The sequence below is a fragment of the Streptomyces sp. NPDC088923 genome (genome assembly GCF_044749745.1).
GTDB lineage: Bacteria > Actinomycetota > Actinomycetes > Streptomycetales > Streptomycetaceae > Streptomyces.
The window spans coordinates 2,017,908-2,031,424 of sequence record NZ_JBIVIO010000001.1 but is presented as its reverse complement, the minus strand read 5'-3'; the positions used below and the strand labels follow the sequence as shown (position 1 = coordinate 2,031,424).

The following is a 13,517-nucleotide window of genomic DNA, read 5'->3' as shown; positions in this document are numbered from 1 at the left end:
CCCCTCATGTCGCAGGCCCCCGTCCGTCCCCCCGTCGCGCGCGCCTGGTGGCGGGACGCCGTCATCTACCAGGTGTACGTACGGTCCTTCGCGGACAGCGACGGGGACGGGGTCGGTGACCTGCGCGGTGTGACGAGCCGGCTGCCCTATCTCGCGCGTCTCGGCGTGGACGCGGTGTGGCTCACGCCGTTCTACGCCTCGCCGCAGGCGGACGGCGGCTACGACGTCGCGGACTACCGCGCGGTCGACCCGCTCTTCGGCGACCTCTCGGACGCCGCCGCGCTCATCGAGGCGGCGCACCGGCACGGGCTGCGCGTCATCGTCGACGTCGTCCCGAACCACACCTCCGAGCAGCACCCGTGGTTCCGCGCCGTGCGCGCCTCGCCCGCCGCGCCCGAGCGCGCGTACTACGTGCTGCGCCCCGGGCGCGGGGAGCACGGCGAACTCCCGCCGAACGACTGGGAGTCGGTCTTCGGCGGTCCGGCGTGGTCGCGCCTGCCCGACGGCGTCTGGTACCTGCATCTCTTCGCCCCCGAGCAGCCCGACCTGAACTGGGAACAACCGGCGGTGCGCGCCGAGTTCGAGGACGTGCTGCGCTTCTGGCTCGACCTCGGCGTCGACGGCTTCCGCGTGGACGTGGCGCACGGGATGGTCAAGGCGCCCGGGCTGCCCGACGTGGGCCGGGCCGGGCAGGCCCGCATGCTCAACACCGAGGTGCTGCCCTTCTTCGACCAGGACGGCGTGCACGAGATCCACCGCTCCTGGCGCGCGCTCCTCGACTCCTACCCGGGCGAGCGCATCGAGGTGGCCGAGGCATGGGCGCCGACCTCGGAGCGCCTGGCGCTGTACGTACGGGCGGACGAGGCGCACCAGGCCTTCAACTTCCAGTACGTACTGGCCCCCTGGGAGGCGCGGGCGCTGCGCGCGGTGATCGACGCCTCGCTCGGCGCGACGGGCGCGGTCGGGGCGACGACGACGTGGGTGCTCTCCAACCACGACGTCGTGCGGCACACGACGCGGTACGCGGCGGGCGACCCGGCGCGCGGGCTGCGGCGCGGGCGCGCGGCGGCGCTGCTCACGCTCGCGCTGCCGGGCTCGGTCTACGTGTACCAGGGCGAGGAGCTGGGGCTTCCGGAGGTGCTCGACCTGCCGGAGGAGGTGCGGCAGGACCCGGCGTACTTCCGGGGCAGGGCTGTCGCGCGGGACGGCACCGGGACGGCGGGCGCGGTGCGGGCCGCGGACGCCGCCGGGCTGCCGGGCGCGCCGGACGCGGCCGGGTTGCCGGAGGCGGAGGCGAGCGGGCAGGAGGGCATGCGGGACGGCTGCCGGGTGCCGCTGCCGTGGTCGGGCGAGGCGCCCCCGTACGGCTTCGGGCCCGGCGGCTCCTGGCTGCCGCAGCCGCCGGCGTGGCGGGGGCTCAGCGTCGCGGCGCAGAGCGGGGACCCGGGCTCGACGCTGGAGCTTTACCGCGCCGCGCTCGCGCTGCGGCGTGAGCTGCCGGGCCTCGGGGACGGCGGGATGGAGTGGCGCGAGGCGCCGGAGGGTGTCCTGCTCTTCGCCAGGGCCGGGGTGCTGTGCGCGCTGAACACGCGCCCCACCGAGGTCGTGCTCGATCTGCCGGGCCGTCCGCTGCTCGCCTCGGGTCCGGTGGAGACGGCGGGCGGGCGCGTGGTGCTGCCCGGGGACACGTGCGGGTGGTGGGCGAGCGGGGAGTGAGGGGAGCGCCGCGTGGGGAAGGAGGGGGCAGGGGGGCGGGCTCGGGGTTCGCCCGAAGTCCCCGCGTCCCTCGTCTCCTCCTGCAGACGGAGAAGGCGGCGGCCGAGGCCGACCGGAGGGATGATCAGTATTCGTGCCGGATTCTGGCAGACTCTCTGCTCATGGGTGAGATGACTGTGACACCGATGGAAGGCCGTGAACCGGCCGCCTCCTCACCCGCGACGGAGCGGGCCGATCGCCCCACCGCAGTGCGCCGCACGGTGCGGCGCCTGCGCACCCCGAAGCGGCCCCGGCTCTGGTTCGAGATCGTTCTCATCGGGCTCAGTTACTGGGTGTACTCGCTGATCCGCAACGCGGTCCCGGAGCAGCGCGCCGAGGCGCTGCGCCACGCGGACTGGATCTGGCGCGTGGAACACGATCTCGGCATGGCCTTCGAGCAGTCCGTCAACCACGCGATCGACAAGGTCACCTGGCTGATCGTGGGGATGAACTACTACTACGCGACGCTGCACTTCATCGTGACGCTGGGCGTGCTCGTCTGGCTCTTCAAGTGGCACCCGGGGCGGTACGCGGCGGCGCGCCTCGCGCTCTTCGCGACGACGGGCGCGGCCCTGCTCGGCTACTACCTGTACCCGTTGGCGCCGCCCCGGCTCATGGCGAACACCCACTTCATCGACACGGTCCTCGTCCACCAGACGTGGGGTTCGATGGCCTCGGGCAACCTCAAGCACGTGTCGAACCAGTACGCGGCGATGCCCTCGATGCACATCGGCTGGTCGACGTGGGCGGGCCTGACGATCATCGCGCTCGCGAGGACACCGTGGGCGAAGGTCCTCGGGGCGCTCTACCCGATGGCGACGCTGACGGTCATCGTGGCGACGGCGAACCACTTCTGGCTCGACGCGGTCGGCGGCCTGATCTGCCTCGCCTTCGGCTTCGCCGTCGCCTCGCTCTGGTACGGGAAGGTGCCCTACGCGCTGCCCCGGCTGATCACCTCGCCGGGCAAGGGATCACGGCTGCGGGCGGCGGGGGCGACTCACAGCGCCGCCCCGTAGAACAGCTCCTCCACCACGCCGCGGGCCCGCCGGGTCGTGCGCCGGTAGTCCTCCAGCATGTCCCCGGCGTGCCCGGCCTCGTAGCCCAGGTAGCGGCTCACGGCGCCGAGTTCGCGGGTGTCGCTCGGGAAGGTGTCGCCGGCCCGGCCCCGTACGAGCATGACCGCGTTGCGCACGCGCGCGGCGAGGACCCAGGCCTCGTCGAGGATGCGGGCCTGTTCCTGGTCGAGGAGGTCCGCCTCGAAGGCGGCGGCGAGGGCCTCGCGGGTACGGGTCGTGCGCAGTCCGGGCTCGTGGTGGCCGTGGCGGAGCTGGAGGAGCTGCACGGTCCACTCGACGTCGGAGAGGCCGCCGCGCCCGAGCTTGGTGTGGAGGTTGGGGTCCTGGCCGCGCGGGACGCGTTCGGCCTCCATGCGTGCCTTGAGGCGGCGGATCTCGCGTTCGGCCTCCTCGGTGGTGCCTTCGGCCGGGTAGCGGAGCGGGTCGATCAATTCCACGAAGGCGCGGCCGAGTTCGGCGTCCCCCGCGACGGGTTCGGCGCGCAGGAGGGCCTGTGCCTCCCAGGTCTGGGACCAGCGGCGGTAGTAGGCGGCGTAGGAGCCGAGGGTGCGTACGAGGGGGCCGTTGCGGCCCTCGGGGCGCAGGTCGGTGTCGATGAGGAGGGGCGGGTCGGCGCTGGGGAGCTGGAGGAGGCGGCGCATCTCGGCGACGACGGCGTTCGCGGCGCGGGACGCCTCGGCCTCGTCGACGCCTTCGCGGGGGGCGTGGACGAAGAGGACGTCGGCGTCGGAGCCGTAGGCGAGTTCGTGGCCGCCGAAGCGCCCCATGCCGATGACGGCGAAGCGCGTGGGCAGTTCCTCGCCCCAGCCGGCGCGGACGACGGCGCGCAGGGTGCCGGCGAGGGTCGCGGCGGTGAGGTCGGAGACGGCGGAGCCGACGCGGTCGACGAGGGCCCCGCGGTCCTCCTCTGCGGGGTTGTCCTCGGTGCCGTACGAGCCGATGAGGTCGGCGGCGGCGGTGCGGAACAGCTCGCGGCGGCGCACACCGCGCGCGGCGACGACCCCGGCCTCGGGGGTCTCGGCGCGGCCCACGGCGGCGAGGATCTCCTGTTCGAGCTGGGCGCGGGGGCGGGGGTCGAGTCCGGCGGGGTCGCCGAGGAGGGCGACGGCCTCGGGGGCGCGCAGCAGGAGGTCGGGGGCGAGGCGTCCGGCGGACAGGACGCGGGCCAGGTTCTCGGCCGCGGCGCCCTCGTCGCGCAGCAGGCGCAGGTACCAGGGGGTCTTGCCGAGGGCGTCGGAGACCTTGCGGAAGTTGAGGAGTCCGGCGTCGGGGTCGGCGGAGTCGGCGAACCAGGCGAGGAGGACGGGCAGGAGGGTGCGCTGGATCGCGGCGCGGCGCGAGACGCCGTGGGTGAGGGCTTCGAGGTGGCGCAGCGCCGCGGCCGGGTCGGCGTAGCCGAGGGCGACGAGGCGGTCGCGGGCGGCGGCGGGGCTCAGGCCCGCCTCGCCGGGGGCGAGGTGGGCGACGGCGTCGAGGAGGGGGCGGTAGAAGAGCTTCTCGTGGATGCGGCGGGCGGCGCCCGAGTGGCGCTTCCACTCCTTGAGGAGCGAGGCGATGGGTTCGGTGCGCAGGCCCAGGGAGCGGCCGAGGCGGCGCAGGTCGGCCTCGTCCTCGGGGACGAGGTGGGTGCGGCGCAGCTTGAAGAGCTGGATGCGGTGTTCGAGGGAGCGCAGGAAGCGGTACGCCTCGTCGAGCTGGAAGGCGTCGGTGCGGCCGATGTAGCCGCCGTCGGCGAGTTCGGCGAGGGCGGCGAGGGTCGTGGGGCTGCGCAGGCTCGTGTCGGTGCGGCCATGGACGAGTTGGAGGAGCTGGACGGCGAACTCGACGTCGCGCAGGCCGCCGGGGCCGAGTTTGAGTTCGCGTTCGGCCTCGGCGGCGGGGATGGCGTCGATGACGCGGCGGCGCATGCGCTGGGTGTCGGTGACGAAGTTCTCGCGCTCGGAAGCCTGCCACACCAGGGGCGCGAGGGCGTCCACGTACTCCTGGCCGAGGGCGAGGTCCCCGGCGACGGGCCGGGCCTTCAGCAGCGCCTGGAACTCCCAGGTCTTGGCCCAGCGGTGGTAGTAGGCGAGGTGGCTGGAGAGGGTGCGCACGAGGGGGCCGTTGCGGCCCTCGGGGCGGAGGTTGGCGTCGACGGGCCAGATGGTGCCCTCGACGGTGGTCTCGGAGCAGATGCGCATGAGGTGCGCCGCGAGGCGGGTCGCGGCGCGGATCGCCTCGCCCTCGTCGACGCCCTCGTGCGCGGGTTCGCCGACGTAGATGACGTCGACGTCGGAGACGTAGTTCAGCTCGTGGCCGCCGCACTTGCCCATCGCGATGACCGCGAGGCGGCAGGCGGCGGCGTCCTCGGGCGCGGCCTCCCGGGCCAGGCGCAGCGCGGTGCGCAGCGTCGCGGTGGCGAGGTCGGCCAGCTCGGCGGCGGTCTCGCTGACGTCGGTGGTCCCCGTGACGTCGCGGGCGGCGATCGACAGGAGGCAGCGGCGGTAGGCGACGCGGAGCGAGACGGGGTCGGTGACGTCGGCGAGGCCGCGTTCGAACTCGGCGATGTCGGGGTGCAGATCGCTCGACTCGTACCGTACGAGGCTCTTCCAGTCCTGCGGGTGGCGCGCGAGGTGGTCGGCGAGGGCCTCGGAGGCGCCGAGCACGCCGAGGAGCCGGTCGCGCAGCGGCTTCGCGGAGACGAGCGTGGTGAGCAGTGTGCGCCGCGCCTCGGCGTCGGGCTGCGCCTCGGCGAGCCGTACGAGGCCGAGCAGCGCCAGGTCGGGATCGGCGGCGGCGCCGAGCGCGTCGAGCAGTACGGGATCGGAGCGCACGGCCGCGAGGGCGTCCTCGCCGAGCAGTTTCTCGGCGTGCGAGGGATCGACGAACCCGTACCGCAGCAGCCGCGTGAAGGTACTGCTCCTGCGTCCGCTCGGGACGGTCATCGCCACGCCCTCCTGCCATCACCCTGCCGGTCAGGGCCCATGGTGGTGAGCGTAGTCGGGGTGGCGGGAAAGGGGTGGGGGCCACCCGGTTCGTGCGCCGGGCGGCCCCTGTGGTGTCCCGCCGGTCCCCGCCGGTCCGTCGGCTACGAGACCGGGGTCTTCGCGCGGCCTTCGTCGGGGCCCTGGCCCGGTGCGGCCGCCGAATCGGTGGGAGGCGGTGTCGGATGCGTACCGCTGCCCGCTTCGGTTCCGCTGCCCGCCGCCGCCGGTGGGACCTCCGCCAGGTCGACGCTGTCGCGCAGGGTCGCCGGGGTGAGGAAGGCGGCGGCGATGATGCCGACGAGGGCGATGAAGGCGGCGATCAGGAAGATGTGGCCCGTCGCGTCGCCGTAGGCGCCGCGGACGACCTCCTGGACCGGCGCCGGCATGCCCTTGACGTCCAGGGTGCCACTGCCGCCGCCCGCGGCGCCCGACGCACCGTCGATGCCGAGCTTCTTGAGCCCGTCCGCGATCTTGCCGCTGACGCTGTTCGCGAGCACCGCGCCGAGCACCGAGACGCCGATCGTGCCGCCCAGGGAGCGGAAGAAGGTGATGGCGCCGCTCGCCGCGCCGAGTTCGTGGAGCGGCACGGTGTTCTGGAGGACCAGGACGAGGTTCTGCATCGACATGCCGACGCCGGTGCCGACGAGGAACATCCACGTGCCGACGACGACGAGCGAGGTGTGCGCGTCGATCGTGGCGAGGCCGAAGAAGCCGCCCGCGAGGATCACCGTGCCGGCGAGGATGAACGGCTTGACCTTGCCCGTCTTCGAGACGAGCCGGCCCGCGATCGTCGAGGCGAGGAGCACCCCGGCCATGAGCGGGATGGTCAGCAGCCCCGCCTGCGTGGGCGACTTGCCGCGCCCGATCTGGAAGTACTGACCGAGGAAGACCGCGCCGCCGAACATCGCCATGCCGACCGCGAGGCTCGCGACGATGGCGAGCGCGGGGTCGCGGCGCTTGATGACGTGCAGCGGGATGACCGGCTGCGAGACCTTCGACTCGACCGCGACGGCCGCGCCGAGCAGGACCACCGTGCCCGCGAGCATCGCGCCCGTCTGCCAGGAGATCCAGGCGAAGTCGTTGTCGACGAAGGTGACCCACAGGAGCAGGAGGCTGACGCCCGCCGCGATGAGCGAGGCGCCCCAGTAGTCGACCTTCGTGTCGGGGCGGCGGATGTCCTCCAGGTGGAGGGTGCGGGCGAGGATCAGCGAGGCGACGACGGTGAAGGGCAGCGCGATGAAGAAGCACCAGCGCCAGCCGAGCCAGTCCACGTCGGTGATCGCACCGCCGAGCAGCGGCCCGCCGACCGTGGCGACGGCCATGACGGCGCCGAGGTAGCCGTTGTACCTGCCGCGCTCCTTCGGGCTGATCATCGCCGCGAGGATCACCTGCACGAGCACCTGGAGCGCGCCCATGCCGAGGCCCTGCACGGCGCGGAAGCCGATGAGCGTCTCGGTGTTCTGCGCGAACCCGGCGCCGAGCGAGGCGACGAAGAAGATCCCGATGGCGATCTGGAGCAGCAGCTTCTTGTTGAAGAGGTCGGCGAGCTTGCCCCAGATCGGCGTCGACGCCGTCGAGGCGAGCAGGGTCGCGGTGACGACCCAGGTGTACTGCGACTGGGTGCCGCCGAGGTTGCCGATGATCTGGGGCAGCGCCACCGAGACGACGGTGGAGCTGATCATCGCGACGAACAGCACGAGCAGCAGCCCGCTGAGGGCCCGCAACACGTGCTTGTGATCCATGGGGGCGGAGTCGCTGGACTCCGTCGCCGCCACCGCTTGGGCGCTCACGCGCTACCTCCGGGATGCGGGGAGTGGGACGGGTGGTAGGGGGTGTACGGGGCGCGGGGGTACGGGGCGGTACCGCGTGGCCGGTGCCACGCGCTTCGGACGGCTCTGTGGCGGCCGCTCGCCGTGGCCTCCGCGCTGACGCGTTCACCATACATGCGCACTGGGCAATTTTGCACACTGGGCACATAAGCTGGTCCCCTACGATGGACGAACCATGGAGAAAACAGTGGGTTTGCGCGAGCGCAAGAAGGCCGCCACCAGGGAAGCCGTGCACAAGGCGGCACTGCGCCTGGCGGTCGAGCACGGTTTCGAACACGTCACCGTGGAGGCCATCGCCGACGCGGCGGGCATCTCGCGCCGGACCTTCTCCAACTACTTCACGGCGAAGGAGGACGCGGTCCTCTGGGGCGAGGAGCAGCACATCAAGGGCCTCGTCCTCGCCTTCCGCGCCCGCCCCCCGCACGAGGGCCCCTGGCAGGCCCTCGCCGGCGCGGTGCTCGACCGCTTCCCCACCGAGCAGGCCCCCGACCGCGAGACCGCGATCCGCAGCCGCCTCGCCCTGCGCCACCCCACCCTGCTCGCCCGCCAGCTCGCCAACCACGCGGTCCTCGAAACCGACCTGCGCGAGGCCATCACCGACCGCGGCGGCCTCACCCCCCTCGAAGCCGGCTGCCTCGGCGCCGCCTTCCTCGCCTCCATCCGCCTCGCCATGCAGCGCTGGGTCACGGACGACGAGGCGGACGACCCGCGCGAACTCATCATGGAGACGATGGGGGCGATGGCGGGGGTGTTCGGCTGAGGGCTCCCGCACGGGAGCGGTACGTCTCCGGCGGCGCGCCGTGCGGGAACGCGGTCAGGCGGGGTGCGGCACACCTGCGGCCGCACCCCGCCTGACCCTGCGCTCTCCCGCCCGCTGTCTGCCGCCGTTGATGTGGCAGCGCATGTCATTTCACGGGGTCGGCATCTGCTCGCCCGTCGCCCTGCGCGGACGCGTCAAAGCCGCCGCGGCGCGTCTGTCGTCCGCATGCTTCTGCTCCACCAAGACCCTCAATTCTCCCGGTGTCGGCCATGGCGCACGCCGGTGAATCATCCGGTGGCAGTTGGCGCAGATGAGGGCGAGATCGCTGAGTTTAGTGTGGCCTTCCCCTGCAACGTGGAGCGGAAGGACGTGGTGGCACTCGATATACCCGGCACCGCGGTCCCCGTAGATTTTCTCGAAGTCGAAGCCGCACGCCTCACACGCGAGCCGTCCGCCACGCTGAAGAACGGAGGCGATCTTCTTCTTGCGCAGGCTCTTGTTCCGTTCACGCGCCGTGTGCCGACGCATGAGCAGTCGCCCCTCCAGCGCGCTGAAGTCGTCGCCGAACTCCTCATCCTCCGTCGGCACGAAAGACTGCAATGTGCCGGTCGCGATGCCTTGACGGATCAGCCGCGCGACCCCCGTCATCTCCTGCGGCCGGGCAAGAAAATCGTGCAGCACAGCGACATCTAGCGCGCCACCCTTGGTGGGCTTCCCCTGGTATTCCGGATGGCGAGTGGCGATGTCGGACGTCTTGCGCGCGACGCCGTTGGGGTTGCGGAACTTCTCGTTGCGGTCCGCCTCCGCGTGGATGGGAAGGAGCTGGAGGAGGTCAGACAGCTCCACCACCCTGCTGTCCTCGGCGTCCATCCCCTTCCAGCCGTTCTCCCTCACCAGGTGGCAGGCAAGGATGATTTCGTCGCGAGCCCAGTCCGGGTTCTTGATGGCCTTTACCTGGAAACCCACTCGCATGAGCCATGCCGCGGCATGATCTTTGCCGCCACTGAACTCCCCCGGCGTCAGGACACGCCCCTGATTCCACTTGTGTGCCACCCCAGCAACGGCCTTGGAGTCGTACTCCTGGCCCTCGTGAACCAGCACGTAGGACCGGGCCGACCCGAAGCCGTACTTTGCCAGGAAGGCTTCACGCCCCAACTCATCGTGCTCCGTCAGGACTTTGAGCACGGACTCTCGCGTGATCGCGCCTTTTTGCATAAGGGGATCGTAAGACCGAGTACTGACAACACCCTCGCTGCCCGTCAAATGCACCGTCGCGGCAAGCGCACTCAGAGGGCGCGCAGCGCCTCGTGGAGGTTGTCGTAGGCGGTCCAGCAGTAGATGCTTCCGTCGTCGTACAGGCTGCCCATGTACCAGTCGTCGTGGAAGGGCTTCACACGGCACAGGCTGGGCAACCCGAGAACGATCTCTGGGCACAGGGTTTCGGCGTGCTGGGGACGCGGTTCGGCGCAAGCTGATCGAGCTGGAACCCAACCCCCTGAAACGGGCTATCGGCCGACGACGCCCAAAGTCGGATCTGTGGAGTTGGTCGAGCGGGCTGGCGGGCGAGCAGTTCACCGGCAAGCGCTTGAACCGCCTTCGCCGCCACGGCCGGTACATGCTCCATGCGATCCAGTGGCCCAGCGGCACGGACTCAATCATCTGGCCATCGGCCCAGCGGGCGTCTTCTCCGTCAACTCCAAGCGCCACAAGGACAAGAAGATCTGGTACGGCGATCGCGGCCTCACCATCAACGGCAGCCCGACCTCGCACATAGCGGCGATCCTCGCGGAAGCACCGTGCGTCTCCGATCGCCTGTCCCGGCACTGCGGCACCGCCGTACCCGTACGTCCCGTGATCGCTGTCGTAGAGCTTCCAAGGTCACTGTCAAGAACGCGAATCCGCCGGTCCTCGCGGTCGAAGCGCCAGCGGTCGGACGGTTTCGCTCCGGGCTCGCCCCATCCGTGGGCCGGGACTTGATGGCCCGGGTCCACGAGGTCGCCCGGCGCGAGGAAACGTGGTTGTCCCCTCGGTGAGGATCAGCCGTCGAAGCGGTTCCAATCGATGCGGCTGTTGGCCAGCGGCGCCAGGGCGCTCCGGCGGGTGGCGCCGGCCCATGCGTCGAAGGCTTCGCCGTCCTCGCTGCTGACATGCATGACGAGGCCCGGCGCCACGTAGAAGTGGGTGGGTGCCCAGGGCCAGAAGGGGCGCAGAGGCACAAGGTGCAGGGTTTCGGTGAGTTGCTCGACCTGAGGTGCGGTGAGTTGGCGAGGCAGGGCCAGGTAGTCGGCGCCCATGCAGGCTTCGAAGAGGGAGAACTGGATCAGGAAGCCGCTGAGCGGTTCTCGCTCGGCGATCGGCTCGGCGCCGAGCGCACGGAACCAGACCGTCGGATCGGCTTCAGGTACTTCAGCCGTCCACAGGAGTTCCCAGGAGAAGCCTCCCTGGTTCTCGACGCCGAAGACGAGCATCTCCCCGAGACGGTCGGTGTACAGCTCCGGCCCGGGCAAGATCCTGTTCTGGACTCCAAGCGCGCTCGGCCTCTGCTTGGCGAGCCGGTACAGCTGTCTCAGTCCCTCGGGCAGGCGTGGCGCGGAATCGTCAGCAGCCGCCGCGGTGGCGTCCGCGGTGGGATGCCAGCCGGTAACGAACTGTTCGAGAGCGGCCGCGCGGTCTCCGTTCACATGGTCCAGCCACTCCAGACCCGGTAGGTGTCCGGGCGGCCGTTGTGGGCGCACTCGGTCGAGGAGTCCTCTGCCCAAGGGCACTTCGAAGCGCAGTGCGCAGTCGGTGAGAACACCATCGGAGGAGCCGGCCCGGCTCACCCGGGCGGCGCCCAGGTACGCCACCTCACCTCCGACGCGTACGGCGACGTGGATCGGTAGCGAGCCCTCGACCGCACCCCAAGGCGCCCCCATGAGCCGCTCCGTGACCGGAGCCGGTGCGCGCCCGGCCAAGCGGACCTCCTTTGCGCTCCACACACCGCTTTCGGCGGTTGCGTCATTCGCCTCCGCGATGATCACCGTTCCGGCCGGGCCCATGACGACACCGGCGCCCCCCACCGTGAAGCGCTCAGCGGCCGCTGAGTTGCCGACCAGCGCGGGTACGTGCTCCCGATCGAACACCAGCGCTGGAACCACGGCGGGCACCTGGTAACGCGCTCCCGAATCAACCTCGACCGCCACCGGCCGTCCACCCCTCATGCCCCATCGACTGCGGCCGTGCCCGGATCAGGGCCGGAGCCCTTCGTACCCCGCGACGCCCCCACCACGGCCCAGGGGCGGCCGGACACCTCCGGCGGGAGGCCGCACGCGTGCGCCGCGTCCCGCCGGATTCTGCTTTTTCCCGCCCTGACCCGCGCCTACAGCACCGGCAAGTTCTTCTTCAGCTCGAAGGCCGTGACCTCGCTGCGGTACTCCTCCCACTCCTGCTTCTTGTTGCGCAGGAAGAAGTCGTAGACGTGCTCGCCCAGGGTCTCCGCGACGAGTTCGCTGCGTTCCATCAGGGCGATGGCCTCGCCCAGGTTCTGGGGGAGGGGTTCGATGCCCATGGCGCGGCGTTCGGCGTCGGAGAGGGCCCAGACGTCGTCGTCGGCGCCGGGGGGGAGTTCGTAGCCCTCCTCGATGCCCTTGAGGCCGGCGGCCAGGAGGACCGCGTAGGAGAGGTAGGGGTTGGCGCCGGAGTCCAGGGAGCGGACCTCTACCCGCGCCGAACCCGTCTTGCCGGGCTTGTACATCGGGACGCGGATGAGCGCGGAGCGGTTGTTGTGGCCCCAGCAGATGTACGAGGGGGCCTCGCCGCCCGCGCCCGCCGTGCGCTCCGTGCCGCCCCAGATGCGCTTGTAGGAGTTGACCCACTGGTTGGTGACGGCGGAGATCTCGTCGGCGTGGCGCAGGAGCCCGGCGATGAAGGAGCGGCCGACCTTGGAGAGCTGGTACTCGGCGCCCGACTCGTAGAAGGCGTTGCGGTCGCCCTCGAAGAGGGAGAGGTGGCTGTGCATGCCCGAGCCGGGGAACTCCGAGAAGGGCTTTGGCATGAAGGTGGCCTGCACGCCCTGCTCCAGCGCGACCTGCTTCATGACGAGGCGGAACGTCATGATGTTGTCGGCCGTCGAGAGGGCGTCGGCGTAGCGGAGGTCGATCTCCTGCTGCCCGGGGGCGCCCTCGTGGTGGCTGAACTCGACCGAGATGCCCATCGACTCCAGCATGGTGATCGCCTGGCGGCGGAAGTCCATGCCGACGTTCTGCGGGGTGTGGTCGAAGTAGCCGGAGTTGTCGGCGGGGGTGGGGCGCGAACCGTCGACCGGCTTCTCCTTGAGGAGGAAGAACTCGATCTCGGGGTGGGTGTAGAAGGTGAAGCCGAGGTCGGAGGCCTTGGCGAGTGCGCGCTTGAGGACGTAGCGCGGGTCGGCGAAGGACGGCGAGCCGTCCGGCATGAGGATGTCGCAGAACATGCGCGCGGTGCCGGGGGCCTCGGCGCGCCAGGGCAGGACCTGGAAGGTGGCGGGGTCGGGCTTGGCGATCATGTCGGACTCGTAGACCCGCGCGAAGCCCTCGATGGCGGAGCCGTCGAAGCCGATGCCCTCGTCGAACGCCTGCTCCAGCTCGGCCGGCGCGACGGCGACGGATTTCAGGAAGCCGAGGACGTCGGTGAACCACAGGCGCACGAAACGGATGTCCCGCTCCTCAAGCGTGCGGAGCACGAACTCCTGCTGCTTATTCATATCCACCAATCCTTGCTGGTCGAGCCGCCTTGCACCGTTGCCGTGCCCTGGGCGTACGAGCATCCCACCACACGGTTTCCCGCAGGTTGCGAACACAAGGACGATCCCCCGCGGCGCAACCGCTCCCGCCATAGTGCATTGCCCGCACGCCGTCGCCGACAGGACCTCAGGGGCACGGGAGGCCGCGCCCATTGTGGGGGACCAGTCCCTTCCGGGTCGACCCACTCCCCCACAGGCTGCGGCGGACCACCCAAGTCCCGTACGTCGCAGGCGTTTTGGGGGCACGAGTACGGGGCCGGCGACGGCGCGCGAAACGGCGCGAGCCTCGCGTACCTCCCCAAGGCGGGGTAAAAGACACGCCATGTATTGCGCCGAGAATGCCTCGAAATCAGCAAACGGCGCGGCGCCTGT

8 protein-coding genes are annotated in these 13,517 nt (G+C 71.1%); 3 read left to right on the top strand and 5 right to left on the bottom strand.

Annotation, left to right across the window (positions count from 1 at the left end; translation table 11 throughout):
* Positions 1 to 6 precede the first annotated feature (6 nt).
* Together ACIP4O_RS09180 and ACIP4O_RS09175 are read left to right on the top strand one after the other, a co-directional pair.
* On the top strand, positions 7 to 1,716 hold the full coding sequence (locus ACIP4O_RS09180) for a glycoside hydrolase family 13 protein (protein ID WP_401573175.1): 1,710 nt from the start codon (positions 7 to 9) through the stop codon (positions 1,714 to 1,716).
* A 161-nt stretch (positions 1,717 to 1,877) separates the two neighbouring features.
* The gene (locus ACIP4O_RS09175) at positions 1,878 to 2,771 is read left to right on the top strand and encodes a phosphatase PAP2 family protein (RefSeq protein ID WP_401573173.1); all 894 of its coding nucleotides are present in this window, start codon (positions 1,878 to 1,880) and stop codon (positions 2,769 to 2,771) included.
* On the opposite strand, the gene ACIP4O_RS09170 is transcribed toward ACIP4O_RS09175, so the two are convergent.
* Positions 2,753 to 5,755, bottom strand: coding sequence for a bifunctional [glutamine synthetase] adenylyltransferase/[glutamine synthetase]-adenylyl-L-tyrosine phosphorylase (locus tag ACIP4O_RS09170; protein WP_401573171.1), 3,003 nt, complete (start codon positions 5,753 to 5,755; stop codon positions 2,753 to 2,755). The two genes, ACIP4O_RS09175 and ACIP4O_RS09170, sit on opposite strands and share 19 nt — an antisense overlap.
* Before the next feature lie 143 nt (positions 5,756 to 5,898).
* The gene (locus ACIP4O_RS09165; RefSeq protein WP_401573917.1) at positions 5,899 to 7,539 is read right to left on the bottom strand and encodes an MDR family MFS transporter; all 1,641 of its coding nucleotides are present in this window, start codon (positions 7,537 to 7,539) and stop codon (positions 5,899 to 5,901) included.
* A 262-nt stretch (positions 7,540 to 7,801) separates the two neighbouring features.
* On the opposite strand from ACIP4O_RS09165, the gene ACIP4O_RS09160 reads away from it, so the two are divergent.
* Entirely contained in the window at positions 7,802 to 8,386 is a 585-nt protein-coding gene (locus ACIP4O_RS09160) for a TetR family transcriptional regulator (RefSeq protein ID WP_361329851.1), read from the top strand.
* 150 nt (positions 8,387 to 8,536) lie between these two features.
* On the opposite strand, the gene ACIP4O_RS09155 is transcribed toward ACIP4O_RS09160, so the two are convergent.
* The 3 genes from ACIP4O_RS09155 to ACIP4O_RS09145 form a co-directional block, all read right to left on the bottom strand.
* On the bottom strand, positions 8,537 to 9,601 hold the full coding sequence (locus tag ACIP4O_RS09155; protein WP_401573168.1) for an HNH endonuclease: 1,065 nt from the start codon (positions 9,599 to 9,601) through the stop codon (positions 8,537 to 8,539).
* Positions 9,602 to 10,422: 821 nt separating this feature from the next.
* Positions 10,423 to 11,568 carry a hypothetical protein gene (locus tag ACIP4O_RS09150; protein ID WP_401573166.1) on the bottom strand — a complete coding sequence of 382 codons (1,146 nt, stop codon included), beginning with the start codon at positions 11,566 to 11,568 and terminating at the stop codon, positions 10,423 to 10,425.
* A 176-nt stretch (positions 11,569 to 11,744) separates the two neighbouring features.
* The gene (locus tag ACIP4O_RS09145) at positions 11,745 to 13,106 is read right to left on the bottom strand and encodes a glutamine synthetase family protein (RefSeq protein ID WP_009064627.1); all 1,362 of its coding nucleotides are present in this window, start codon (positions 13,104 to 13,106) and stop codon (positions 11,745 to 11,747) included.
* Between the last annotated feature and the right edge of the window lie 411 nt (positions 13,107 to 13,517).

What these genes read in the sequence shown, in the direction of transcription:
- ACIP4O_RS09165 (WP_401573917.1), bottom strand. Translation starts at nt 7,539, where the DNA reads ATGGATCACAAGCACGTGTTGCGGGCCCTCAGCGGGCTGCTGCTCGTG.
- ACIP4O_RS09145 (WP_009064627.1), bottom strand. Translation starts at nt 13,106, where the DNA reads ATGAATAAGCAGCAGGAGTTCGTGCTCCGCACGCTTGAGGAGCGGGAC.
- ACIP4O_RS09180 (WP_401573175.1), top strand. Translation starts at nt 7, where the DNA reads ATGTCGCAGGCCCCCGTCCGTCCCCCCGTCGCGCGCGCCTGGTGGCGG.
- ACIP4O_RS09160 (WP_361329851.1), top strand. Translation starts at nt 7,802, where the DNA reads ATGGAGAAAACAGTGGGTTTGCGCGAGCGCAAGAAGGCCGCCACCAGG.
- ACIP4O_RS09170 (WP_401573171.1), bottom strand. Translation starts at nt 5,755, where the DNA reads ATGACCGTCCCGAGCGGACGCAGGAGCAGTACCTTCACGCGGCTGCTG.
- ACIP4O_RS09175 (WP_401573173.1), top strand. Translation starts at nt 1,878, where the DNA reads ATGGGTGAGATGACTGTGACACCGATGGAAGGCCGTGAACCGGCCGCC.
- ACIP4O_RS09155 (WP_401573168.1), bottom strand. Translation starts at nt 9,601, where the DNA reads ATGCAAAAAGGCGCGATCACGCGAGAGTCCGTGCTCAAAGTCCTGACG.